This is a genomic window from Achromobacter sp. 46006 (assembly GCF_059761975.1).
Window position 1 is genome coordinate 26,714 of sequence record NZ_JCBANN010000012.1, and the last position, 24,642, is coordinate 51,355.

A 24,642-nucleotide genomic window follows, 5' to 3' on the forward strand; every position below is an offset into this window, starting at 1 on the left:
GGAGGACGTCGCATGACCACACGCTTTGAATCCGTCACTCGGGAGCTGGCCGCCACGCCGCGCAAGTGGCTGGTGACCGGCTGCGCCGGCTTCATCGGTTCCAACCTGCTGGAGACCCTGTTGAAGCTGGACCAGACCGTCACCGGCCTGGACAACTTCGCCACCGGCCACCAGCACAACCTGGACGAGGTGAAGGCCTCCGTCACGCCCGAGCAATGGGCGCGGCTGACCTTCATCGAGGGTGATATCCGCGACCTCGAGGCTTGCCGTCGCGCGGTTCAAGGCGTGGACTTCGTGCTGCACCAGGCAGCGCTGGGTTCGGTGCCGCGTTCGCTGAAAGACCCGATCACCACCAACGAGGTGAACATCGGCGGCTTTCTGAACATGCTGGTGGCGGCGCGTGACGCCGGCGTGAAGTCGTTCGTGTACGCTGCCTCGAGCTCGACCTACGGCGACCATCCGGCCCTGCCCAAGGTCGAGGAAAACATCGGCAAGCCGCTGTCGCCCTACGCCGTCACCAAGTTCGTCAACGAGCTGTACGCCGACGTGTTCGCGCGTTCCTATGGTTTCGAGACGGTGGGCCTGCGTTATTTCAACGTATTCGGCAAGCGCCAGGATCCCAACGGCGCCTATGCCGCGGTCATCCCCAAGTGGACCGCCGCGATGATCCAGGGCGAGGACGTCACCATCAACGGCGATGGCGAGACCAGCCGCGACTTCTGCTTCGTCGAGAATGCGGTCCAGGCGAACATCCTGGCGGCCATGGCGCCGCCCGAAGCCCGCAACCACGTCTACAACGTGGCCGTCAGCGGCCGCAGCACCCTGAACGACCTGTTCGGTTTCCTGGTGCGGGCGCTGGGCAAGCAGGGCGTGGTCTACGACAAGCAACCGGTCTACGCCGATTTCCGGGCGGGCGACGTGCGCCATTCGCAGGCCGACGTCAGCAAGGCCGGCCGGCTGCTGGGCTATCAGCCCACGCATACCGTGCTGCAGGGCCTGGAAGTGGCGATGCCCTGGTACACGCAATTCCTGCGTTGATTTGAAAGCACTCATCCGCAAACTGGGCAGCATCCATCCGGACCACCAGCGCATTTTCAAAGGTGCGTTCCGGGTGGCGGTGTTTCTGCTGCTGGGCAAGGCCGCCGGCGCCATCAAGGAGATGGCGGTGGCATACCGATACGGCGTCAGCGACGCCGTGGACGCCTATCAGTTCACGATGACCATGGCCACCTGGCTGCCGGTCACGATCGTGGGCGTGCTGTCGGTGGTGCTGATTCCGGTGCTGGTACGGCTGCGCCGCGCCGAAGCCGCTGAACGCGAACAATTCATCCGTGAACTGCAGGGCTGGGTGGCGGCCGTGGGCGTCGCGCTGGCCTTGTTGACCTGGTTCGCCTGGCCGCAGGTGCTGGGCGCGTTGGGGCAGGGCCTGTCGGCGCGCGTTGGCGAGATGACCGGCGAACTGTTGCTGGCCTTCGCGCCCGTGTCGGCCTTGCTGCTGGTGGCGGGCATCAGCGCGGCGCGGCTGCGCTCGCATGAGCGTCACGTCAATACCCTGCTGGACAGCGTGCCGGCGGTGGCGACGCTGGCGTGGGTCATGCTGGCCGCCAGCGCCGAGAGCGTCGGACCGCTGTTGTGGGGCACGCTGGTGGGCTATGCGATCCAGACCGCATGGCTGGCCTGGCTGGCCGCGCGCGCTGACGGAGGCTTCTGGGGCGCACCGACGTTGACGCTGCGTTCGCCTCATTGGCCCGAGTTGATGGGCGCGGCGGGCGTGATGCTGATCGGCCAGGTGGCCATGAGTTTCGTCGGGCCGCTCGATCAATACGCGGCCGCCAATCTGGGCGCCAATGCCAACGCCACGCTGGGCTACGCCAGCCGGCTGTTGTCGCTGTTGCTGGGCATCGGCGCGGTGTCGGTCGGGCGCGCGGCGCTGCCGGTGCTGGCCGACGTGCAGGCGCGCGGCGATACCGCGCGGGCGCGGGCCATGGCATTGAAATGGTCGGTGCTGATGGTGGCGGCCGGCGCCGGGGCGGTGGCGGTGGGCTGGCTGCTGGCGCCATGGGGCGTATCTGTCCTGTTCCAGCGCGGCGCCTTCACCGCCGAGAATACCGCCGCCGTGGCGCATGTGCTGCGCTGGGGCCTGCTGCAATTGCCGTTCTATTTTGGCGTGCTGATCCTGGTGCAACTGCTGGCCAGCCAGAACCGCTATCGCATCATGGCCGCCATCGCGGTCGCCAATTTCGCGTTGAAGGCCGCCCTGAATACCGTACTGGCGCCGAGGATGGGGGCCGCGGGCATCATGCTGGCCACCAGCCTGATGTACCTGTTGTCGTATGTTTGCTATCTGGTGGTGGCCTTGCGCCGCGCCGAACCCAAGGAGGCCGACTGAATGCCTGCTGCTCCCGAGTCCGGCCGTCCGTTGCGCGTGCTGCTGTTCATCCATTCGCTGCATGGCGGTGGCGCCGAACGGGTCGCCGCCGACCTGAGCGCGCATTGGGCCGGCATGGGCCGCGAGGTCATGGTGGTGACGCAGGCGAGCGCGCAGGGCGACGTCTACACGCTGCATCCCCGGGTACGGCGCGAGGTGCTGCACACGGCGGGCGAGGGTGGCGGCCTGCGCGGCCTGTGGCGCAATGTGCAGCGCGTGCGCACCCTGCGCCGAGTGATCAAGGCGTTCCGGCCCGACATCGTGCTGGGCATGATGACCACCGCATCGGTGCTGTCGGTGCTGGCCTGCGCCGGGCTGGGATGCCGTGTCATCGCCACGGAACATACCCACCCGCCGTCGCAGACCCTGTCCGGATTCTGGCAGCGTTTGCGGCGCCTGACCTATCCGCGCGCCGCGCGGGTGGTGGCCCTGACCCGCGGCACCGCGCAATGGCTCGAACGGCATGTGCCGGGTTCGCGGCTGGCGGTGATTCCCAATCCGGTGCACTGGCCGCTGCCCCAGGGCGAACCCGTGCTGGCGCCGCCGGCCGGGGCCGGCCGCAAGCGCCTGCTGGCGGTTGGGCGGCTGCACGCGGACAAAGGCTTCGATCTGCTGCTGCAGGCCTATGCGCGGCTGGCGCAGTCGCATCCGGACTGGGATCTGGTTATCCTGGGCGAGGGCGACGAGCGCCGCGCCCTGGAGGCGCAGGTGCGCGAGGCCGGCTTGCAGGATCGTGTCCGCCTGCCGGGACGCGCCGGCAACGTGGGCGATTGGTATCACAGCGCCGACCTGTACGTGCTGACGTCGCGCTTCGAGGGGTTGTCCAATACCCTGCTGGAATCGATGGCCAGCGGCCTGGCCGCGGTGGCGTTCGATTGCGATACCGGCCCGCGTGAAATCGTGCGCGATGGCGTCGATGGCGTTTTGGTGCGGCCCAATGGCGATGTCGATGCGCTGTGCCGCGCGCTTGATGCGGTAATGGGCGACGAGGCCGGCCGCCTGCGCATGGCCGGGGCGGCCACGGCGGTGCGCGAGCGCTTTTCCGCCGAACGCGTGCTGGGCCTATGGCAAGAACTTTTTGACGGCGTGCGCGCGGCGGGCCGCTAGGCCGCGCGCCACACCGTTGCTGCGGTGACCACGAGAACCTGAAATCATGTGTGGAATTGTCGGAATTTGGGGCCCCCTGGGTGACAAGGCGCAAGTGCTGGCAGAGAGCTGCCGCCGCATCCGCCACCGCGGGCCCGACAGCAACGGCTTCTGGGAGGACGCCGATGCCGGCCTGGCCCTGGCGCACGTGCGCCTGGCGATCCAGGACCTGACCGAAGCCGGTCACCAGCCGATGGTGTCGGCCTGCGGCCGCTATGTCATGGTGTTCAACGGCGAGATCTACAACCACCTGGACATGCGCCGGCAGTTGGAAGCATCCGGCCTGGCGCCTTCCTGGCGCGGCCATTCCGATACCGAGACGCTGCTGGCCGGGTTCACGTCGCTGGGTATCGAGGCCACGCTGCAGGCCTCGGTCGGCATGTTCGCCATCGCGTTGTGGGACCGCGCCGCGCGCAAGCTGGTGCTGGCGCGCGACCGCATGGGCGAAAAACCCCTGTATTACGGCTATTCGGGCGCAGAGCTGGTGTTTGCCTCCGAACTCAAGGGCCTGATGCCCATTCCGGGTTTCGGCCGCAACCTGAACCGCAATGCGTTGGCGTCGTTCATGCGGCACAACTACATTCCCGCGCCGCAGTCGATCTACGAAGGCATCGCCAAGCTGCCGCCCGGCACCTGGATCGAATTCACCGCAGACGATTGCCGCAGCCGCCGCATGCCCGAACCGCGCGTCTACTGGTCGGCGCGCGAGGCCGCCGACACCGCGGCGCAATCGTTGCTATCGTTCGATTCCGACGCGCAGGCCACCGACGCGCTCGAGGGCGTGCTGTCCAAGGCCGTTGGCGGTCAGATGCTCTCCGATGTAGCGCTGGGGGCTTTCCTGTCGGGCGGCATCGATTCGTCGACGATTGTTTCGCTGATGCAGGCGCAAAGCACGCAGCCGGTGCGTACGTTCGCCATCGGCTTCCATGAAAAGGGCTACGACGAGGCGCAGCACGCCAAGGCGGTGGCCACGCACCTGGGCACCGATCATACCGAGCTGTACGTCACCGCCGCCGATGCGTTGGCGGTGGTGCCGGGCCTGGCCGACATGTACGACGAACCGTTCGCCGATTCGTCGCAGATCCCGACCTCGCTGGTGACGCGCATGGCGCGCCAGCACGTCACCGTGGCGTTGTCCGGCGACGGCGGCGACGAACTGTTCGGGGGGTACTCGCGTTACTTCCGTGTCAACAACTGGTGGCAGAAGTGCGAACGCATCCCGGCGCTGCTGCGCACGCCCGCCGGCGCGCTGCTGAGCGCCTCGACCCATCTGCCGGGCCGTGGCGCCTGGCGCGGCAAGGTCGGCAAGCTGGGCGAGTTGCTACGGGCCGACACGCGCGGTGATTTCTACCGCTTGTTCGTGTCGTACTGGTCGGACCCGGCCCGCGTGGTCAAGGGTGGGGTCGAGCCGGTGTCCGAGTTCGCGCGCGAGATGCGGGGATCGACTTTCGAAGCCATGATGAAGCTCGATACCGTGACCTATCTGCCGGACGATATCCTGGTCAAGGTGGACCGGGCCGCCATGGCGGTGAGCCTGGAGACCCGCGTCCCGCTGATCGACCACCGCGTTTACGAATTCGCCTGGAGCCTGCCGCATCGCTACAAGGTGCGCGGCGCCACCGGCAAGTGGCTGCTGCGCCAGGTGTTGTACCGCCATGTGCCGCAGGCACTGGTGGACCGCCCCAAGCGCGGCTTCGCCGTGCCGCTGGCGGCCTGGCTGCGCGGCCCGTTGCGCGACTGGGCCGAGGCCCTGCTGGACCCGTCGCGCCTGCGCCAGGAGGGTTGGTTCGAACCCGAGCCCATCCTGCGCAAGTGGCGCGAGCATGTGTCCGGCCATCGCAATTGGGATAGCCATCTTTGGGGCGTGCTGATGATGCAGGCCTGGCTGGATCGCTACCGCGCCGGTGGCGAACAGGGGGGAGCGCTTGGGAGTCGTTGACGTATGAAGATCCTGATGCTGGTCAGTTCCATGCATGCCGGCGGCGCCGAGCGCGTGGCCGCCACGCTGGTCAATGCGTGGGCCGAACGCGGCGACGACGTCGTGCTGACGCCGACCTATTCGTCCAAGGGCAGTTGCTTCTATCCGCTGTCGGACAAGGTCAAGCTGGAGTGGCTGGCGGATCTGGCGGGCACGCGCATGTCCGGCCCGATGGCCGCTTTCAAGCGCCTGCTGGCGCTGCGTCGGCATATCCGCGACAGCGCGCCGGACGTGGTGGTGTCGTTCCTGACCAATGTCAATGTGGCCGCCATTCTGGCAACGCGCGGCCTGCGCACGCCGCTGATCGTCTGCGAGCGCACCAATCCCGTGGCCGAGACCACCACGGGCACGGTCTGGCGCCGGCTGCGCCGCCTGCTGTATCCGCGCGCCGACATGGTGACGGTGCAGGCGGCCGATACGGCCGGCCCGTTCTCGCGCCAGGTGCCAGGCATCAAGCGCCTGGCCGTGATTCCCAACCCGCTGCCGGCGCCCTTGCTGGACGCGCCGCGGGTCGTCCAGCGAGAGGATGACGCGCCTCGCACGCTGCTGGCGATGGGGCGGCTGGTCACCGACAAGCAGTTCGACCTGCTGATCGACGTATTCGCTCAGTTGGCGCCTGAATTCCCCGACTGGAACCTGCGCATCTGGGGCGAAGGCCCCGAGCGTGGCGCGCTGGAGCGCCAGGTCGCGAACCTCGGCCTGGACGGGCGCGTCAGCTTGCCGGGCCGTACCGAGGCGCCCTGGGACGAACTGGCGCGGGGCCAGGCGTTCGTGCTCAGCTCGCTGGTCGAGGGTTTCCCCAATGTGCTGCTGGAAGCGATGGCGCTGGGCCTGCCCTGCGCCGCTTTCGATTGCCCCAGCGGCCCGCGCGAAATGACCCATGATGGCCAGGACGCCCTGCTGGTACCCGCCGGCGACCGCCAGGCGTTGCGCGAGGCGTTGCGCCGCCTGCTGGGCGACGTGGCATTGCGACGCCAACTGGGCGAGCGGGGCGCCGACGCGGTGCGCCAACGTTATGCGCTGGCCAGCGTGCTGGCGGAATGGGATGGACTGTTCGAGGCAGTGAGGGAAGGAAGATGACGGCCACCCTGCGCATCGTCCATGTGATCACCGGCCTGGGCCAGGGCGGCGCGGAGTCGGTGCTGTGGCGGCTGTCCACTTTTCCCGGGCAGGACGCCGAGCACATCGTCGTGTCGCTGACCGACGACGGTCTTTATGGCGAGCGGCTGCGCGCAGTCGGCGTTGCCGTGCACGCGCTGGGCATGCCGCGCGGACGCATCACGCTGGGCGGTTTCCTGGCCTTGCGGAGTCTCATCGCCGAGGCCAGGCCCGATGCGGTGCAGACCTGGATGTATCACGCCGACCTGATCGGCGGCCTGGCGGCGCGCCTGGCGGGCGTTCGCGCCATTGCCTGGGGCATCCGCAATTCCGGCGCGCATCTCGAGCGCAGCAGCCGTTCGGCCCGCATGGTGTTGCGCGCCTGCGCGCTGCTGTCGGGCGTGCTGCCGGGCGCCATCGTGTGCGCCGCGCAGAATGCCGCCGAACGGCACGCCGCCAAAGGCTATCGCCGCGACCGCATGGTGGTGATCGCCAACGGTTACGACCTGTCACGCTACGCGCCCGACGCGGCCGCGCGGGCGCGAGTGCGTGCCGAGTGGGGGCTGGATGGCGATGTGCCGGTGATCGGATGCGTGGCGCGCTGGGATCCGCTGAAGGACCATGCCAACCTGCTGCGCGCGGTGGCCGCGCTGGTGCGCGATGGCCGCGACGCGGGATTGCGCTGTGTGCTGGTGGGGCGCGGCATGACGGCCGACAATCCCGATCTGATGGCCTGGGTCGACAAGCTCGATCTGCGCGAGCGGCTGGTGCTGGCGGGGCCCAGCGACGATGTGCCTGCCGTGATGAACGGGCTCGACCTGCACGTATTGTCCAGTTGCGCCGAGGGCTTTCCCAACGTCGTGGCCGAGGCCATGGCCTGCGGTGTCTATTGTGTGGCGACGGACGTGGGCGATGCCGCCTACATCATCGGCGATACCGGCGTGGTTGTGCCGCCAGAACAGCCCGAGGCGCTGGCGCGGGGTATCGAGAGTGCATTGCGCGAGGTGGCCGCGCGCGGCCGTGGTCGTGCCGGCGAGGCCGGCCGCGCCCGCGTGCTGGAGCACTTCGACCTGGCGCGGATGGTACAGCGCTATATCGCGGTGTGGCGCCGTCTTGCCGGAGCCTCGGCATGAGTGCGGCGCGCCGACTGCTGTTCGTGGTCAATAATCCGGCGTTCTTCATGTCGCACCGGGTGCCGGTGGCGCTGGCCGCGCAGCGCGCCGGCTACGACGTGCACGTGGCCACGATGGACGGCCCGGCGGTGGCCGATATCGAGGCGTTGGGCATGACCCATCACGTGGTGCCGATGACGCGCAGCGGCAAGCATCCGATACAGGAATTGGGCACGCTGCTGGCGTTGCTGCGCCTGTTCCGCCGGCTGCGACCGCAGGTGGTTCACCTGGTGACCATCAAACCGGTGCTGTATGGCGGCATTGCCGCGCGCCTGGCGCGGGTGCCGGGCATGGTGGCGGCGATATCCGGGCTGGGCTTCGTGTTCCTGTCCAATTCGCTGAAGATGCGGTTGGTTCGCGCAGTGGTGGCGCGCCTCTACCGCCTGGCACTGGGCCATCGCAACAGCCGCGTGATCTTCCAGAATGCCAGCGACCGCGATCTGCTCAAATCGCTGGGCGCGGTGCGCGACGAACAGGTGGTGATGATCCGCGGTGCCGGGGTCGACCTGGACCAATACCGCGCACAGCCCGAGCCTCCGGCGCCGCCGGTGGTGGTGACGATGGTGGCGCGCCTGCTGCGCGACAAGGGTGTGCAGGAATTCGTGCAGGCTGCGCGCCTGCTGCGCGAACGCGGCGTGCCGGTGACAATGCGGCTGGTGGGCGGCGTGGATGCCGGCAATCCGGCCTCGGCCACGCCGGCCGAGGTCCAGGCCTGGCAGGAAGAGGGCTGCGTCGAGGCATTGGGCGAGCGCAACGATGTGCCGCGGTTGTACGCCGCTTCGCACATCGCGGTGCTGCCGTCCTACCGTGAAGGGCTGCCCAAGTCCTTGATCGAGGCCGCCGCCTGCGCGCGCGCCGTGGTCACCACCGACGTGCCGGGATGCCGCGATGCGATCGATCCGGACAGGACCGGACTGCTGGTGCCGGTGCGCGACCCGCAGGCGCTGGCCGATGCCATCGCCCGGCTGGCCGGCGACAGCGCCTTGCGCCAGGCCATGGGCGCGGCCGGCCGCGCCCTGGCCGAACGCGAATTCAACATCGAGCGCGTCGCCCGTATCCACGTCGACCTTTACGACACGCTCAGCGCCTGAGGCCTCAGCCGCCCAGCGCGGCGCCATCGCGGCGCGGATCGGCGGCGCCGTCCAGTCCTTGCGGCGTCACGCGGATCGCGGCGGCGCCGCTTTTCATTTCGACCTGCTCGACCTTGTGGCCCTGCGCGGCCAGTTGCGCCGCCGCCTGCGGCGGCACCCGGCCCTTTTCGACCTGGCTGCGGCCGGTATTGCCGGCGACGTGCGGCAGCGCCAGCGCGTCGGCCGGGCGCAGCCCCCAGGCCAGCGTGCCCACCACGGCCTGGGCGATGTAGTCGACGATATAGCCGCCGCCGGCCGAGCCGGTGACCAACGCCAGCTTGCCATCGCCATCGAACACCATGGTCGGCGCCATCGAGGTGACCGGCCGCTTGTTGGGCGCCATGGCGTTGGGCGCGTTCTTGCCGTGCGCCGACGAGAAGTTGGTCAGGGCGTTGTTCAGGAAGAAGCCGTGCGGCATCAGCCACGAACCGAAGTTCAGGTTGATGGTGGTGGTCATGGACAGGGCGTTGCCGTGCGCATCGACGATGGCGACCTGGCTGGTTTCTGTGGTGCCCGGGGCCTCGGCGCCGCCGGGCGCCGCTACGCCCGCGAACACGCCGGGACGCGGCTGCGCCACCGCCTTGCCGGACAGCAGGGTGGCGCGCTGGCGCACGTAGTCGGGCGCGATGAGTTGCCGGACCGGCGCCTTGACCTGGTCGGGATCGCCGATATAGGCCAGGCGATCGGCGCGGGCGATGCGGGCGCTGTCGATCAGCAGGTGATCGGCCTTGGCGGAGCCCGGCGCCAGCGTGTCGATGCGGCGCGCGGCCAGCATGCCCAACTGCTGCAGCACCGAAACGCCGCCGAAGCTCGGGGGCGGGAAGGTGCAGACCTTCCAGGACAGGAACGGGCCGCAGATCGGCGTGCGCTCGACCGGGCGGTAGGCGGCCAGGTCCTGTGCCTGGATCAGGCTGGGATGCTTGCCGGCGCCGATCACGGCGAGGACGTCGGCACTGAGCGCGCCGTGGTTGATGGCGTCGGGATCGGCCGCGACCTTGCGCAAGGCGTCGGCCAGCAACGGGTTGCGCACCGTGGCGCCCACCGGCAGCACCCGGCCCTGCGCGTCGTAGAACACCTTGCGGATCGCGGGGTTCTCCGCCAATTGCGGCAGCCGTTGCAGGCTGTCGTGCAGGTAGGGCGACATCGGGAAGCCTTCTTCGGCGCTGCGGATGCCTGCCTGGAACAGGCTGGCCCACGGCAGCTTGCCCTGGCGCTGGTGCGCCAGCGCCATCACGCGCACGGTGCCGGGCACGCCGACCGGGCGGCCCAGCCGGGCCACGTCCTGGAGCGGCAGGATGGCGCCGTCGACGTCGGTGCGCAGGCTGGCGGTGGTGCGCGCGGGTGCCGCCGCCAGCCCGTCCAGGGCGGACAGGGTGCCGCTGGCCTGGTCCCACACCAGCATCAGCGTGCCGCCGCCCAATCCGGACGATTGCGGCTCGACCACGGTCAGCACCATCTGCACGGCGATGGCGGCATCGACCACGCTGCCGCCGCGCTTGAGCGCGTCGAGCCCCGCGGCCGCGGCCAGGGGATTGGCCGCGGCGACCATGCCACGGGAGGGGGAGGACTGCGCCTGCGCGACGGTTGCCGCGCATAGCGCCAGGGCGGCCAGGATACGTGAGGTGCTGCGAACCGGCGTAGGCATGGGGCGCTCAGGTAAAGGACGACGGGCCATTATTCGCCCGTCATCGCGCCCTGTCCATAGCGGCCCCGCGGGGCGCTCAGTCGCGTCGCGCGATGGCGTCGATCCAGAAGCGCGTGGAGGGATCCTGGGGCGCGGCCTGCTGGGCGGGCGCGTCCAGCTCGCGGATGATGTTCTTGGCCAGGACCTTGCCGAACTCCACGCCCCATTGGTCGAACGGGTTGATGCCCCAGATCACGCCTTGCGTGAACACCTTGTGCTCGTACAGCGCCAGCAGCGCGCCCAGTGTGCTGGCCTCCAGGCGCGGCAGCACGATCAGCGAAGACGGCCGTCCACCCGGGTGGACCTTGTGCTGCGCCAGCAGGCGGGCACGCGCCGGATCGGATTCGACCTGCGAGGTTTCCGCCAGCGCCTCATCGAACGATTTGCCGCGCAGCAGCGCGGCGCGCTGGGCCAGGCAATTGGCGATCAGCAGCTCATGGTGGCGCGCGTAGGCATGGTCGGGCTGCTCGCACAGGATGAAATCGACCGGCGCGCCGGCGGTGTCCTGGTGCAGCCACTGGAAGAAAGTGTGCTGGCAATCGGTGCCCGACATGCCCCAGACGGCCGGCCCGGTCGGCACGCCCGCGGGGCTGCCATCGGCGGTCGCCACCTTGCCCAGCGATTCCATTTCGAGCTGCTGGGCCCACGGCACCACGTGATAGAGGCGCGAATCGTAGGGCGAGATGACCAGCGAATCGAAGCCCAGCACGCTGCGGTTGACCACCCCGGCCAGCGCCAGTTGCAGTGGCGCGTTCTCGGCCAGCGGGGCGTGGCGGAAGTGCTCGTCCATGGCCGCGGCGCCAGCCAGCAGTTGGTCGAAGGCATCGTTGCCCAGCGCCAGCGCGACCGGCAGGCCGATGGCGGACCAGAGCGAATAACGGCCGCCGACCCAGTCCCAGATCTGGAAGATGTGGTCGGGTGAAATGCCGAGATTGAGCGCGGCCTCGACGTTGGCGGTGATCGCCACCACCTGCTTGATCGGATCGGCCACGCCGGCCTCGCGCAGCCAGTTCATGGCGACTTCGGCATTCGCCAGCGGCTCGGTGGTGGTGAAGGATTTGGAGGCGACGATGACCAGCGTGTCGTGCGGGTCCAGCCGGCTCATGGCATCGGCCACCGAATGCGAGTCGACGTTCGAGGCGAAGCGCACTTCGCGCCGCATGCCGCCGTGGCGCAGGGCGCGCGTGACCAGCCTCGGCCCCCAATCGCTGCCGCCGATGCCCAGGTGCAGTACGCAGCTATAGCGGCCGGCCGCATCGGCGGCGCGCACGAACTGGCGCACGCGCTCGCGTTCGGCCAGTACCGCGGCGGCGACCATCGCCGGCGGCTGGGCGGCGCGCAGCGCCGTGTGCCAGGCCGGGCGCTGCTCGGTCCAGTTGGCGTTGCCGCCATCGAACAGCCGGGCGCGGGCGGCATCGAAGTCCTGTTGCGCCAGCAGCGCGGCGGCGGCCTGCCGCAGCGCGGGGGAATCGGCCTGGGCGCTCAGGTCCAGGCGCAGTCCCGGGGCTTGGATCAGGCGCAGTTGCTCGCCGCGCAGGGGGGCGGCGGCGGCAGCGGCGGCGAATGCGCGCCAGGCGGGGCTGTTGGGCAGGGACATGGGCAATCTAGAAGGGCAGGGACGCTTGGGGGGCCAGTTTAGCCAGTTCGCGCCGGAAGTCGGCCTGGATGCGGGCCAGCGCCTCGGCGGTCTGCGCCTCGAAGCGCAGCACCACCACCGGCGTGGTGTTGGAGGGGCGGGCCAGGCCGAAGCCGTCGGGATACTCGGCACGCACGCCATCGATGGTGATCACGCGTTCGGCGCCGGGGAACTGGCCTTGTTCCTGCAGCGCCCGCACCAGGGCGAACGGCTGGCCCTCTTCCATTTCCAGCTTCAGTTCAGGCGTCGAGACGTCCTGCGGCAGGGCTTCCAGCGGTGCGCCGGCATCGCTGCCGCGCGACACGATTTCCAGCAGGCGCGCGCCGGTATAGAGCCCGTCGTCAAAGCCGTACCAGCGTTCCTTGAAGAAGATGTGGCCACTCATTTCGCCGGCCAGCGGGGCGCCGGTTTCGGCCAGCTTGGCCTTGACCAGCGAGTGGCCGGTTTTCCACATCAATGCCTCGCCGCCGGCGGCCTCGACCGACAGGCCGACGTGCCGGCTGCACTTGACGTCATAGATGATGGTGGCGCCGGGGTTGCGCGCCAGCACGTCGCGGGCGAACAGCACCAGTTGGCGGTCGGGCCAGATGATCTGGCCCGACTTGGTGACCACGCCGAGGCGGTCGCCGTCGCCGTCGAAGGCCAGGCCGAGTTCACAATCGGTGGTGGCCAGGCAATGGATCAGATCCTGCAGGTTCTTGGGTTCGGCCGGGTCGGGATGGTGATTGGGAAAGGTGCCATCGACCTCGCAGAACAGCTCGGTGACTTCGCAGCCCAGGGCGCGGAACAGCCGCGGCGCGATCGCGCCGGCCACGCCGTTGCCGCAATCGATGGCGATCTTCATGGGGCGGGCCAGTTTCACGCCCGACGCGACGCGCGCGATGTAGGCCGCCACCAGATCCAGTTCGCGGCGCACGCCGGGGCGGGCGGCCGGGGCGTCGGTGGCGCCGTTCATGCGGCCCGCCAGGGCCTGGACGTCATCGCCATACAGGGCGCGGCCGCCCATCATCATCTTGAAGCCGTTGTACTTGGGCGGATTGTGGCTGCCGGTGATGGCGACGCCGGAACCGGTCTGCATGGTGTGCGCTGCGAAATACACCAGCGGCGTCGGGACCTGGCCGATATCCAGGGTGTCGACGCCGCCTTCGAGCATGCCTTCCTGCAGCGCCAGCGACAGCATTTCGCTGCTCAGACGTCCGTCGCGGCCCACCACCAGCGTCTGCACTCCCTGTTCGCGGGCGACGGCGGCCAGCGCCGCGCCCAGGGAGCGGGCGAAACGGGCGTCGATCAGGTCCGGGACGGTGCCGCGGATGTCATAGGCCTTGAAGACGGAGGCGGGAAATTGCGCAGGGTCGGCCACGACGGTTCCTCATTCTGTGGATGATAGGGCAATGCAATGGACAGGTCCGTCCGCGACGGCTCCTGCGGGGCAATCCCTGGCCGGCGCGGAGGGTCCGGCAGGAGTGCAGACTCGGATTATCCTCCATCGGCGACCGGGACAGGGTCCGGCCCTGCGTTGACCCGCCGCCCGTGGCGGGACGCCGGCCCCGGCTTGGTGCGCGCAGGCGCCCGTCCACGCCTTGTTCCGGTGCGTCCGGGCGGGGCACGGATGGGCGTTCACGGGGGAGGGGACGATGGCATGGAACTTGCTCGTCATCCGAAGGTGATACGCTTGTCATGCAAGCAGAAAGACCGGAGGGGCCCATGCGAGCCAAAGTATCCACAGTCACGTCATCGGGCGGCGCCAGGCGCAGGCGCGGGCCGCCCACGGACTTCGCCGCGCCGGCGCCCGGGCGCGAGCGCCGGCTCGACATCCACGTATTCGTCTCGCCCGGCGGCGAGCTGGCGACCAGCCAGGCCTGGGAGCGCTGCGTCTGGCGCGATGCCCGGGTGCTGATCGCGGAATGTCCGGCCCCGCACCTGCCGGCCTCGATCGAAAACGCCCTGCGCGCCATCGCCGCCGGCGTGGCGCGGGATCGCGCCTGGCAGGGCATGGGCACGGTGGCCTTTTCGCTGGACGACCGCAGCGGTGTGTTCCGCGTGATCCACGCCGCATCGCAGCCGCGCGCCGGGACCGCAGTGGCCGATCTCGAACCGGTCGCGGCGCATGCGCTGGAACTGCGCATCGATGGCTGCGCCGACCGGCATATGCCCTGCACCCATTTGCTGGTGTGCGGCGCCACCCGTGGCGAGGCCCTGCGGCGCGCCTATCGGGCGCTGTCAGAAATGCCAGGGCCGGCGGGCGTCGACCGGGCGTTTCTGATGAATCGCATCGCATCGCGCGCCTATTGCACCGGCCTGACCGGCATGCGCCTGGATCAGGCCGTGGGCTGATTGGCGCCGGCCCGGGCTGCCTGACCGGACGGCCCGGGCTGCCTCTACAATAGTCCGCACCATCCCTGAACAGTGCCCGGGCGCGGCCCGGCGCGACCTTTCCGTGCGGCGGCTATGACTTTGCTGAGTGAATTGCAGTCCCTCCTGGGCCAGGCCCATGTGTTGACCGGCGCCGATGCCGAACCCTATGCGCTGGATTGGCGGCGCCGTTATCGCGGCGTGGCGTTGGCGGTGCTGCGGCCCGGTTCGACGCAGGAAGTGGCCGATGCCATCAAGCTGTGCGCGCGCCATGGCGTGCCGGTCGTGCCCCAAGGCGGCAATACCGGCCTGTGCGGCGGCGCCACGCCCGACGATTCCGGCGGCGCCGTGGTGCTGTCGACCGCGCGCCTGAACCGGGTGCGCGCGCTGGATACCGACAACGACACCATCACGGTCGAGGCGGGTTGCATCCTGCAGGCGGTGCAACAGGCCGCGGCCGACGCCGGCCGGCTGTTTCCGCTGAGCCTGGCCGCCGAGGGCAGTTGCACCATTGGCGGCAATCTCGCCACCAATGCCGGCGGTACCCAGGTGCTGCGCTACGGCAATACCCGCGATCTCGCCCTGGGCCTGGAAGTGGTCACCGCCGAAGGCGAAATCTGGAACGGCCTGCGCGGCCTGCGCAAGGACAACACCGGCTACGATCTGCGTGACCTCTACATCGGCAGCGAAGGTACGTTGGGCATCATCACCGCCGTCACGCTCAAGTTGTTTCCGCGGCCGGTGGCCTCCTGCACCGCGCTGCTGACGCTCGACAGCATCGACAACGCGGTCGAGCTGCTGTCGCGCGCCCGCGCCGGTTTCGGCGCCGCGCTGACCGGGTTCGAGTTGATGGGCGGCGACTGCCTGCAGGCGGTGGTGCGCCTGTTCCCGCAGCAGCGCCTGCCGTTCGAGGGCGAGTCGGCCGCCTCGCCCTGGTTCGCGCTGCTGGAGCTGTCCGACAGCGAAAGCGAGGCGCACGCGCGCGAACGCTTCGAGACCGTGCTGGGCGAAGCCATCGAGGCCGGCCTGGTGAACGACGCGGCCATCGCCGCCAGCGTGGCGCAAAGCAAGGCGCTGTGGCACTTGCGCGAAAGCATCCCGCTGGCCGAGGCCGAACTGGGCAAGTCGGTCAAGCACGATGTGTCGATCCCGATCTCGGCCATCGCCGGCTTCGTGCACCAGACCAATGCGCTGCTGCAGGCGCGGTTTCCGGGCGTGCGCCATGTGATCTTCGGTCACCTGGGCGACGGCAACCTGCACTACAACGTGGCCAATGCGCCGGGCCAGAGCGAAGCCGAATTGCTGGCGCTGCAGAGCGACATCTATGGCGTGGTGCATGACAGCGTGCATGCGCATGCCGGTTCCATCAGCGCCGAGCATGGCGTCGGCCAGCTCAAGCGCGACGAACTGCCGCGCTACAAGAGTCCGGTCGAACTGGCCCTGATGCGCCGCATCAAGCGCGCGCTAGACCCCCAGGGCCTGATGAACCCGGGCAAGGTGCTGCAGGCCTGACGGGGGCCTATCCCTTCTTTCCACGAGGAACGAAACCATGGCGGCCAGTCCCGCGGCAGGCGCGAACCACCGGATCCTGATCGTCGAAGACGACCACATCATCGCCGGCAACCTGTATGCCTTCCTGGAAACGCGCGGCTTCCTGCCGGACGTGGCCTACACCGGCCCGGCGGCGCTGCAGCGGCTGGATGAACAGCATTTCGACGCGATGATCCTGGACCTCGGCCTGCCCGGCATGGACGGCAATGCGGTGCTGCATGCGCTGCGCACCCACAAGCGCCTGCCGTTGCCAGTGCTGATCCTGACCGCGCGCGACAGCCTAGACGACAAGCTGGCCGGCTTCTCGCACGGCGCCGATGATTATCTGACCAAGCCGTTCGCCCTGCTCGAGGTCGAGGCCCGGCTGCTGGCGCTGATCCAGCGCGCCAAGGGCGCGACCGTCGACACGGTGCGGGTGTTCGGCGACCTGGCCTACGACACCCGCAGCCGCGGCGTGTCGATCGGCGGCGAGCCCGTGCACCTGACGCGCAAGGCCACGCTCATCCTGGAAGCGTTGCTGCGCGATCCCGGCCGGGTGGTATCGCGCGAAGAACTGGAATCGCTGCTGTGGGGCAGCGAGCCGCCGTCGTCCGACGCCCTGCGCAGCCAGGTCCACCTGCTGCGCCGCGCGCTGGCGGACGCCGGGTTCGACGGCATCGAGACCATGCATGGCACCGGCTGGCGCCTGGCCGGGGCGCAGAAGGGGAGGCCGACATGAGCCGCATCCCGGGCGGAGGCACCCTGACGCAACGCGTGGTGTGGGCGCTGACCGGCACCGTGGCGCTGTTCGTGACGGCGCTGGCGTTGCTTGCCTATCTCACGTTCGACCAGATGGAAGACGACCTGGTCAACGACATCCTCAACACCGAGATGGACCGCCTGGTGCAGCATGCCCGCACCAGCGACCAGTTCCTGCCGCGCCGTGGCGCCCGCGAGCTGGGCGGTTCGATGCGGGCCTGGCTCAGTGCCGATGGCCATGCGCCGATCGGCATGCCCGAGGAAATCCGCGGGCTCGACAATGGCCTGCACCTGGTCGAACCCGGCGCCTATACCTGGCATGTGATGGTGGCCGACACCGGCACCGGCAAGGTCTACCTGCTCTACGACGCTACCGACAACGAAGAGCGTGTCCACGATTTCGGCTTGATCGTGCTGGGCGTCGGGGCGATCTGCGTGGTGGGCGCTTATGCCCTGTCGCGGCGGGTGGCGGCGGTGGCGGTGGGGCCGCTGCTGGAACTGACCGATCGCCTGTCGACCTGGGCCCCCGGTTCCCCGGACCTGGCGGTGACCCGCGACGACGAGGCCGGACGCTTGATCGAAGCGTTCAACCGCGTGCAGAACCAGGTCGACCGCTCGATCGCGCGCGAACGCGAATTCGCCGGCAACCTCAGCCATGAGGTGCGCACGCCGCTGGCGGCGATCCGTTCGGACAGCGAACTGATGCTGCTGACCCAGGACCTGACCGCCGACCAGCGCCAGCGGCTGACGCGCATGATGGACAACGTCGACGATGTCATCGTCTGCCTCGAAAGCGCCCGCGCCATGGCCCGCGACCAGATGCGCCCGCCCGAGCCGGTCGACCTGGCCGAGTGCATGCTGGACGCCTGGCGCGGCTACGAAACGCAGGCCGGCCTGGCCGAGTTGCGCTTCGACAACCACATTCCCGCCGATCAGATCCGGGTCCTGGACCGCTATGCCTTGCTGACGGTGCTGCGCAACCTGGTACGCAATGCCGTCGAGCATGCCGCGCCGGCCACCCTGACGGCCTCGCTGGGGCCCGATGGCGCGCTGCAATTGAGCGACGATGGCAAGGGCATCGCGGCCGACGATCTGCCATTCCTGTTCCGCCGCTACTACAGCGGCCGCCTGCGCGATTCGGGGGCGGCGGGCCGCGATGAAACCGCCCGCGGCCTGGGGCTGGCCATCGCCAAGCGGGTCTGCGACATGCAGGGCTGGACGCTGGCGGTGGACTCCTCCCGCGAAGGCCCGCGGCGGGGCACCCGCTTCACCTTGAGCCTGGAAAGGACGGCCTGACCGCCCTGACGGCGGCCGGGGCGGCGCCTTGCGCCGCGAGGGCGCATACCCTGCATTGTGGGAAAGTGGCCACGGCGCGCGGATTTGACGAATTTTCGACTATCCGCCGCCTAAGCTGTCCGCTTTGGCCGGTCGCCTCGTTCCCTGCCCTCTCATGTCGCCACCCCTTTCGTCCGCGGTCGCCCGGCCGACGCCTGTTTCGTACCTGTGCACGCACGTGCTGGGGGTGACGGCAATGCTGGCCTGCCTGGCCTGGTGGGTGAACGCGTCCGGCCTGGATCTGACCATCGCGCGCGCGCTGTTCAACCCGGCGCTGGACGACTTTCCCCTGCACGCCAATCGCTGGCTGGAGCTGGTCGGCCACCGCATGGTGCTGGCCCTGCCTATCGGCCTGGGACTGGGCGCTGTCGCCGTGGCCGCCGCCAGCTACCGCATTCCCGCCTGGCGTCCCTTGCGCGCACCGGCGCTGGCGTTGGCGCTCACCTGTATCGTGGGGCAACTGGCAATCACCCAGCTCAAGCACCACACCACCTTGCCGCGCCCCTACGACCTGGACACGCTGGGCGGCTACACGCCGTATCCACGGACATGGTGGACCTGGGACCGGGGCAAAGCGGGCGGCGCCCTGCCCAGCGGCCATGCCGGGGCCGGCTATTCGATGTTGACCCTGTATTTCGCGGGGTGGGCCGTGGGACGGTCCGGCTGGCGCTGGGGCGGGCTGGCGCTGGGTGTCCTGGCGGGGGGCGTGTTTTCCGCCGTGCGCATTCTGCAGGGGGCTCATTTCCTGAGTCAGACGTTGTGGTCGGCCGCGCTGATGTGGTTGCTGGCCGCGCTGTTCTTCTGGCCGGTGCTGCGCGCACGCACGCCCGGCGAACGGCCGTCGCCCGTTGCGTCGATCCGCTTCGGCAGCGCGCGCGGCGGCCATGGCGAGAAGGCCGGCTCCTGAGCGGACGGCGCCCTGGCCGCTGTCGGGCGCGTCGGATGACGTTGGTTGGCACGTTGTCGTACAACTGGCGCCCCGTATAATGGGCACGCACTTGCGCATGCAAGCGCTACGCCACCGCTTCCGGACAAGCCCTGATGAACGCTCCTGTCGATACTCCCGTCTTGCCGCAGCGTCGTCCCCGGAACCTGGCCCAGGGCCTGGTGGAGAACATCTCCGAGCGCATCCGTGGCGGCGACATCCGCCCGGGCGACAAACTGCCGACCGAATCCGAAATCATGCGGCAGTTCGGCGTCAGCCGCACGGTGGTGCGCGAGGCCTTGTCGCGCTTGCAGGCCTCGGGCCTGGTTGAAACCCATCATGGCGTCGGCACCTATGCGCTCGAGCCCAGCGGCGGCGGCGATTTCCGCGTCGATCCGGCCGATATCGCCACGGTGCGCGACGTGCTGGTGCTGCTGGAGTTGCGCATCTGCCTGGAAAGCGAGGCGGCCGGCCTGGCCGCGGCCCGACGCAGCCAGGCGCAACTGGCCGACATGCGCCGCGCGCTGGATGCGTTCAAGGCGGCGCTGGACGGCGGCGGCGATACCATCACACCGGACTTCCAGTTCCATCTGCTGGTGTCGCAGGCCACCGACAACCGCTACTTCGCCGATCTGATGTCGCACCTTGGGTCGGCCATCATTCCTCGTACCCGCATCAATTCGGCCAAGTTCGCGCACGAGGATCGCGCCGCCTATCTGGCGCGCGTCAACCTCGAGCATGAAGATATCTACAGTGCCATCGTGCGCCAGGACGCCGAGGCGGCCCGCGCCGCGATGCGTACCCACCTGAGCAACAGCCGCGAGCGCCTGCGCCGGGCGCAGTGAGACCGGGGGCCAGCGACAGGCCACGGCGCCCGGGCCGGCCGCGCGATCTTGCCCACCCAGGGCGGCGCCTCGTAATGGCGGCCCGATCCGCGTTAATCTTGGCCGGTTTCAATAATCGGATGGCAAGGCATGGCTAGGCTCGGCAAGCTCGGCGCGGCAACGACCGCGGGTTTCATTCACCGGGGGAGGGCCGCCGCATGCGCCGCCTGACGCTCCGTTTCATCCTGTCCGTGCTGGTGCTGCTGACGCTGAGCCGGCTGGGCCTGTCGCTGTGGATGTGGGACCGGGTCGAGGCGGCCGGCGGCCTGTGGCCGGTGCTGTTCGGCGGCCTGCGCATCGATGTCTGCCTGCTGTCCATGGTGATCGCGCTGCCGGCCGTGTTCTCGCCGTGGCTGGGGCACCGGCCTTGGGCCGCGCGCGTCACCGCCTGGTGGTTCCGCTTCTGGTGGATGCTGTACGTGCTGCTGGAAGTCTCCACGCCGCAGTTCATCGCCGAATACGACACGCGCCCGAACCGCCTGTATTTCATCTACCTGCTCAACCCCAGGGAAGTCGGCTCGATGCTGTGGCAGGGCTACAAGGGCGTGCTGCTGGCCGCCCTGGTTGTGTTGCTGGTGGCCGCGTGGTTGGCGGTCAGGTTGTTCCCGACGCGGGTGCGCGATCCGTTCCTGGCGTGGTGGAAGCGGCCGCTGGCGTCTTTGGCGATTCTGGCGCTGGTGGTGCTGGGCGCGCGCGGCACGCTGGAGCACCGCCCCATCAACCCGGCCAAGGTCGCGTTCAGCTCGGACGCGATGGTCAACTCGCTGGCCCTGAACTCGCTCTACAGCGTGTTCGATGCCGCCTACCGCATGCGCGACGAACGCTCGTCGGCCGCGATGTATCCGAAGATGCCGGTGGACGAGATGAACGCCATCGTGCGCGACAAGGCCGGCCTGACGGGCGCGCCGCTGGACCCGCGCTATCCCACCCTGCACCAGCAGAAGGCCTCGGTGCGGCGCGACAAGCCGCTCAACCTGGTGATCATCCTGCAGGAAAGCCTGGGCGCGCAGTACGTTGGCAGCCTGGGCGGCAAGGACCTCACGCCCAACATCGACCGGCTCGGCAAGGAAGGCTGGATGTTCCGCCGCGCCTACGCCACCGGCACGCGCTCGGTGCGCGGCATCGAGGCGGTCACCGCGGGCTTCCTGCCCAGCGTGGCCGATGCGGTGGTGAAGCTGCCGCGCTCGCAGACCGGCTTCTTCACGCTGGCGCAGGTGCTGGGCAAGCACGGCTACCACTCGCGCTTCGTGTATGGCGGCGAGTCGCACTTCGACAACATGCGCGCCTTCTTCCTGGGCAATGGCTTTGACGAGATCGTCGATCGCCCGAAGTTCGAGAACCCGGTGTTCGAAGGCTCGTGGGGGGCGTCCGACGAGGACATGTTCACCCAGGTCGACCGCCTGCTGCGCGCCGACGGCGACAAGCCGGTGTTCACGCTGGCGTTCTCGGTCAGCAACCATTCGCCGTGGGAGTACCCGGCGGGCCGCATCCAGCCGGTGGGCGATCCGGCCAGCGTCGACAACACCGTGCGTTACGCCGACTGGGCGCTGGGCCAGTTCTTCGACAAGGCGCGCAAGGCTCCGTACTGGGACAACACCGTGTTCCTGGTGATCGCGGACCACGATTCCCGCGTCTACGGCTCGATCCCGGTGCCGGTGCGGCACTTCCAGATCCCGGCCCTGATCCTGGGCGCGGGCATCGCGCCGCGCCAGGACGAGCGCATCGTCAGCCAGATCGACATGGCGCCCACGCTGCTGTCGCTGGTCGGGCTGGACAACGTCAACCCGATGCTGGGCGCGGACCTGACGCAACGCGATCCCAACCGCGCGCTGATGCAATACGCCGACAACTTCGGCTACCTGCAAGGCGACAAGCTGCTGGTACTGGAGCCGTCCAAGGCGCCGCGCGAATTCCGCTACCGCGCCGCGCCGGTCGGGCAGGACGAAACCTACGAGCCGGTCGAACCGGTGGACGAAGCCTTGAGCAAGGAGGCGCTGGCGCACGCCCTGTGGGCCAGTTGGGCCTACCGCGAAGAAAAATACCGCCTGCCTTGACTTCGCCCCGTGCGGGTCCGGGGTCGGTTTGATCCTGCTCAAACCGGCCCGCGGCCAGTCCTCGCACACTCGCGCTCATGACTTTTCCCGATCCGCTCGCCGGCCCGATCCGGCCCCCCGCCGCCGATGCAGGCGACGCGCCCGCATCCGCACCGGCCACGCGCTGGCGTGGCTGGCCGGTGCCGCGCGGCCGCCTGGCCTGGCTGACCGGCATGTTCAGCGTGATGATGATCGGCGTCAGCACGCTGTTCTGGTGCCTATTGCTGTTCCCGGTGGCGCTGCTGAAACTGGCGCTGCCGTTTGCCGCGGCCCGGCGCCGCCTCGATCCGCTCCTGAACGGCATCGCCACGGCCTGGATCAGTGTCAATACCGCCTGGTTCACCCGCATCCAGCGTACGCCCTGGGACGTGCGCGGCAACGCCGGATTGCGCTATGCCGACTGGTACCTGGTCAACTGCAATCACCAGTCCTGGGTCGATATCTTCGTGCTGCAAGGCGCGCTGAACCGCCGCATCCCGCTGTTGAAGTTCTTCCTCAAGCAGCAGTTGCTCTACGTGCCGGTGATCGGGCTGGCCTGGTGGGCGCTGGATTTTCCGTTCATGAAGCGCCACGGCAAGGCCGACCTGCGGCGCAATCCGGCGCTGGGGCGCCAGGACCAGGAAACCGCGCGCCGCGCCTGCCAGAAGTTTTCATTGGTGCCGACCAGCGTGATGGTGTTCGCCGAGGGCACGCGCTTCACCCCGGCCAAGCGCGACGCGCAGGGCTCGCCGTACCGCCACTTGCTCAAGCCCAAGGCGGGCGGTCTGGCGGTGTCGTTGAACGCGATGGGCACGCGCTTTCGCTCGATGATCGATGTCACCATCGCCTATCCGGCGGGCGTGCCCAGCTTCTGGGACATGGCCTGCGGCCGCATGGGCACGGTGCGCGTTCGCATGCGCCAGGTGCCGGTGCCGCCGGCCTTTTGCGAAGCCGACTACAGCCGCGACAAGGCCTTCCGCACCGAATTTCACCACTGGCTGGGCCGGCAGTGGCAGGCCAAGGACGACGAGATCGAGGCGTTGACGGCCGATGCGGCCGCCACGCCCCGATCCTGACCGGCGGCGCTTACATCCGCGCCGGCAGTACCGTGCCCGAGCATTCGCCGAAGCCGATGCGCGGGTAGCCGGCCTTGACGCATTCGGCGCGGATGATGACCTGGTCGCCATCCTGCAGGAAGGTGCGCTTCTCGCCCCAGGGCAGCTCGATCGGCTGCTTGCCGCCGTGGTTCAGTTCCAGCATCGAACCGGCTTCCGACGGTTGCGGGCCCGACAGCGTGCCGGTGCCGAGCATGTCGCCCGGTTGCAGGTTGCAGCCGTTGACCGTATGGTGCGTGATCAACTGCGCCACGTTCCAGTACGCATCGCGGAAATTGCTGCGCGACAACCGCGCCGGCGCCTGATTGCCGGCGCGCGATTGTTCGGTGGTCAGCAGCACCTCCATCTGCACGTCGTAGGCGCCCTTGGCGCGGTTGGCGTCGGAGGCCAGATACGGCAGCGGCTGCGGCTCGGACGGCCCGCGGTTCCACTGCGTGCGGAACGGCTCCAGCGCTTCCATGGTGACGATCCACGGCGAGATGGTCGAGGCGAAGTTCTTGGACAGGAACGGGCCCAGCGGCTGGTATTCCCAGGCCTGGATGTCGCGCGCCGACCAGTCGTTCAGGATGCACAGGCCGAATACGTGCGCATCGGCATCCGCCAGCGCGATGCGCTCACCCTGCGCATTGCCGGTACCGACGAAGATGCCCAATTCCAGCTCGTAGTCCAGCCGCGCGCACGGGCCGAACTGCGGCGTCTCGCCTTCGTTGGCGGGGCGGGTCTGGCCGACCGGACGCGGGAACTTCTGGTCCACGCCGATGCTGGAAGCGCGGCCGTGGTAGCCGATGGGCACCCATTTGTAGTTCGGCAGCAGGGGATTGTCGGGGCGGAACTGCTTGCCGATGGCGGTGGCATGGTGCACCGAGATGTAGAAGTCGGTGTAGTCGCCGATGCGGGCCGGCGTGGTGTATTCGGCGTCGGCCTGGGCCACCAGCACCGGCTCTACCGTGGCGCGCAGTGCGGCGCCTTCGCGCAGCGCGCGCGACAGCGCCAGGCGCAGCGCGCTCCAGTGGGCCTGGCCCAGGGCCATCAGCGCGTTCAGGCTGTCGCCCTGGCAGGCGGCCAGCGCCTCGGCGGCGGCGCCCTCGAACGGCTTGGCGGCGGCCAGCGCCGCCAGGTCGACGATCTGGTCGCCGATGGCCACGCCCGGGCGGAACGACTCCTGCGAGCCCTTGCGGCGGAACGCGGCGTAGGGCAGGTTCTGCACCGGGAAGTCCGACGCGCCGGTGTTGGCGCTGGCAATCCAGCTCTTGAGCGACGGGTCGTGGGTTTCGTTGATGGCGGTGGTCATGAGGAATGTCTCGTTCAATGTGTTTATAAGGGCGCGGCGGGCGCCGGAAAAATCCAAAGCCAAACGGCGATGCGCTTGCGCGCATCGCCGTGGGCGGGCGTGACGGG

19 protein-coding genes are annotated in these 24,642 nt (G+C 69.1%); 15 read left to right on the forward strand and 4 right to left on the reverse strand.

Features of this window, described 5'->3' with window-relative positions:
• Window positions 1-12 precede the first annotated feature (12 nt).
• The 7 genes from AC6LKG_RS08975 to AC6LKG_RS09005 are packed head-to-tail and all read left to right on the forward strand — an operon-like array spanning window position 13 to window position 8,913.
• On the forward strand, window positions 13-1,038 hold the full coding sequence (locus AC6LKG_RS08975; protein WP_498163994.1) for an SDR family oxidoreductase: 1,026 nt from the start codon (window positions 13-15) through the stop codon (window positions 1,036-1,038).
• A gap of 1 nt (window position 1,039) precedes the next feature.
• Complete coding sequence (gene murJ, locus AC6LKG_RS08980) at window positions 1,040-2,389, forward strand: murein biosynthesis integral membrane protein MurJ (RefSeq protein ID WP_498163995.1); 1,350 nt, start codon at window positions 1,040-1,042, stop codon at window positions 2,387-2,389.
• The gene (locus AC6LKG_RS08985; RefSeq protein ID WP_498163996.1) at window positions 2,390-3,535 is read left to right on the forward strand and encodes a glycosyltransferase family 4 protein; all 1,146 of its coding nucleotides are present in this window, start codon (window positions 2,390-2,392) and stop codon (window positions 3,533-3,535) included. It begins immediately after the preceding gene.
• Window positions 3,536-3,581: 46 nt separating this feature from the next.
• The gene (asnB, locus tag AC6LKG_RS08990) at window positions 3,582-5,513 is read left to right on the forward strand and encodes an asparagine synthase (glutamine-hydrolyzing) (RefSeq protein ID WP_498163997.1); all 1,932 of its coding nucleotides are present in this window, start codon (window positions 3,582-3,584) and stop codon (window positions 5,511-5,513) included.
• Between the two features lie 3 nt (window positions 5,514-5,516).
• Window positions 5,517-6,632: a glycosyltransferase family 4 protein gene (locus tag AC6LKG_RS08995; protein ID WP_498163998.1), complete on the forward strand. Its 1,116-nt coding sequence runs from the start codon at window positions 5,517-5,519 to the stop codon at window positions 6,630-6,632.
• The gene (locus AC6LKG_RS09000; protein WP_498163999.1) at window positions 6,629-7,783 is read left to right on the forward strand and encodes a glycosyltransferase family 4 protein; all 1,155 of its coding nucleotides are present in this window, start codon (window positions 6,629-6,631) and stop codon (window positions 7,781-7,783) included. Before AC6LKG_RS08995 ends, AC6LKG_RS09000 begins: the two co-directional genes overlap by 4 nt.
• A complete protein-coding gene (locus tag AC6LKG_RS09005; RefSeq protein WP_498164000.1) occupies window positions 7,780-8,913 on the forward strand; it encodes a glycosyltransferase family 4 protein in 1,134 nt (377 codons plus the stop codon). The genes AC6LKG_RS09000 and AC6LKG_RS09005 overlap by 4 nt, the downstream gene beginning before the upstream one ends.
• Before the next feature lie 4 nt (window positions 8,914-8,917).
• Here the strand turns inward: AC6LKG_RS09005 and AC6LKG_RS09010 are convergent, their stop codons facing one another.
• The 3 genes from AC6LKG_RS09010 to AC6LKG_RS09020 all read right to left on the reverse strand — a co-directional run bounded on the left by AC6LKG_RS09010 (window position 8,918) and on the right by AC6LKG_RS09020 (window position 13,632).
• Entirely contained in the window at window positions 8,918-10,597 is a 1,680-nt protein-coding gene (locus AC6LKG_RS09010) for a gamma-glutamyltransferase family protein (protein WP_498164001.1), read from the reverse strand.
• A 76-nt stretch (window positions 10,598-10,673) separates the two neighbouring features.
• Window positions 10,674-12,233: a glucose-6-phosphate isomerase gene (gene pgi / locus AC6LKG_RS09015; protein ID WP_498164002.1), complete on the reverse strand. Its 1,560-nt coding sequence runs from the start codon at window positions 12,231-12,233 to the stop codon at window positions 10,674-10,676.
• Between the two features lie 7 nt (window positions 12,234-12,240).
• Window positions 12,241-13,632 carry a phosphomannomutase/phosphoglucomutase gene (locus AC6LKG_RS09020; RefSeq protein WP_498164003.1) on the reverse strand — a complete coding sequence of 464 codons (1,392 nt, stop codon included), beginning with the start codon at window positions 13,630-13,632 and terminating at the stop codon, window positions 12,241-12,243.
• Between the two features lie 344 nt (window positions 13,633-13,976).
• On the opposite strand from AC6LKG_RS09020, the gene AC6LKG_RS09025 reads away from it, so the two are divergent.
• The 8 genes from AC6LKG_RS09025 (at window position 13,977) to yihG (ending at window position 23,205) form a co-directional block, all read left to right on the forward strand.
• On the forward strand, window positions 13,977-14,606 hold the full coding sequence (locus tag AC6LKG_RS09025) for a BPTD_3102 family carboxylase-like protein (RefSeq protein ID WP_498164004.1): 630 nt from the start codon (window positions 13,977-13,979) through the stop codon (window positions 14,604-14,606).
• Between the two features lie 114 nt (window positions 14,607-14,720).
• On the forward strand, window positions 14,721-16,136 hold the full coding sequence (locus AC6LKG_RS09030) for an FAD-binding oxidoreductase (RefSeq protein ID WP_498164005.1): 1,416 nt from the start codon (window positions 14,721-14,723) through the stop codon (window positions 16,134-16,136).
• A gap of 37 nt (window positions 16,137-16,173) precedes the next feature.
• Window positions 16,174-16,893, forward strand: coding sequence for a response regulator transcription factor (locus AC6LKG_RS09035; RefSeq protein ID WP_498164006.1), 720 nt, complete (start codon window positions 16,174-16,176; stop codon window positions 16,891-16,893).
• Complete coding sequence (locus AC6LKG_RS09040) at window positions 16,890-18,209, forward strand: sensor histidine kinase (RefSeq protein WP_498164007.1); 1,320 nt, start codon at window positions 16,890-16,892, stop codon at window positions 18,207-18,209. The genes AC6LKG_RS09035 and AC6LKG_RS09040 overlap by 4 nt, the downstream gene beginning before the upstream one ends.
• 154 nt (window positions 18,210-18,363) lie before the next feature.
• Window positions 18,364-19,155, forward strand: coding sequence for a phosphatase PAP2 family protein (locus AC6LKG_RS09045; RefSeq protein WP_498164008.1), 792 nt, complete (start codon window positions 18,364-18,366; stop codon window positions 19,153-19,155).
• 134 nt (window positions 19,156-19,289) lie between these two features.
• On the forward strand, window positions 19,290-20,018 hold the full coding sequence (locus AC6LKG_RS09050; RefSeq protein WP_498164009.1) for a FadR/GntR family transcriptional regulator: 729 nt from the start codon (window positions 19,290-19,292) through the stop codon (window positions 20,016-20,018).
• Window positions 20,019-20,215: 197 nt separating this feature from the next.
• Window positions 20,216-22,111: an LTA synthase family protein gene (locus AC6LKG_RS09055; protein ID WP_498164010.1), complete on the forward strand. Its 1,896-nt coding sequence runs from the start codon at window positions 20,216-20,218 to the stop codon at window positions 22,109-22,111.
• Between the two features lie 179 nt (window positions 22,112-22,290).
• Window positions 22,291-23,205 carry a 1-acylglycerol-3-phosphate O-acyltransferase, YihG family gene (gene yihG / locus AC6LKG_RS09060; RefSeq protein ID WP_498164051.1) on the forward strand — a complete coding sequence of 305 codons (915 nt, stop codon included), beginning with the start codon at window positions 22,291-22,293 and terminating at the stop codon, window positions 23,203-23,205.
• Between the two features lie 10 nt (window positions 23,206-23,215).
• Here the strand turns inward: yihG and fahA are convergent, their stop codons facing one another.
• Entirely contained in the window at window positions 23,216-24,535 is a 1,320-nt protein-coding gene (gene fahA, locus AC6LKG_RS09065; RefSeq protein ID WP_498164011.1) for a fumarylacetoacetase, read from the reverse strand.
• Window positions 24,536-24,642 lie beyond the last annotated feature (107 nt).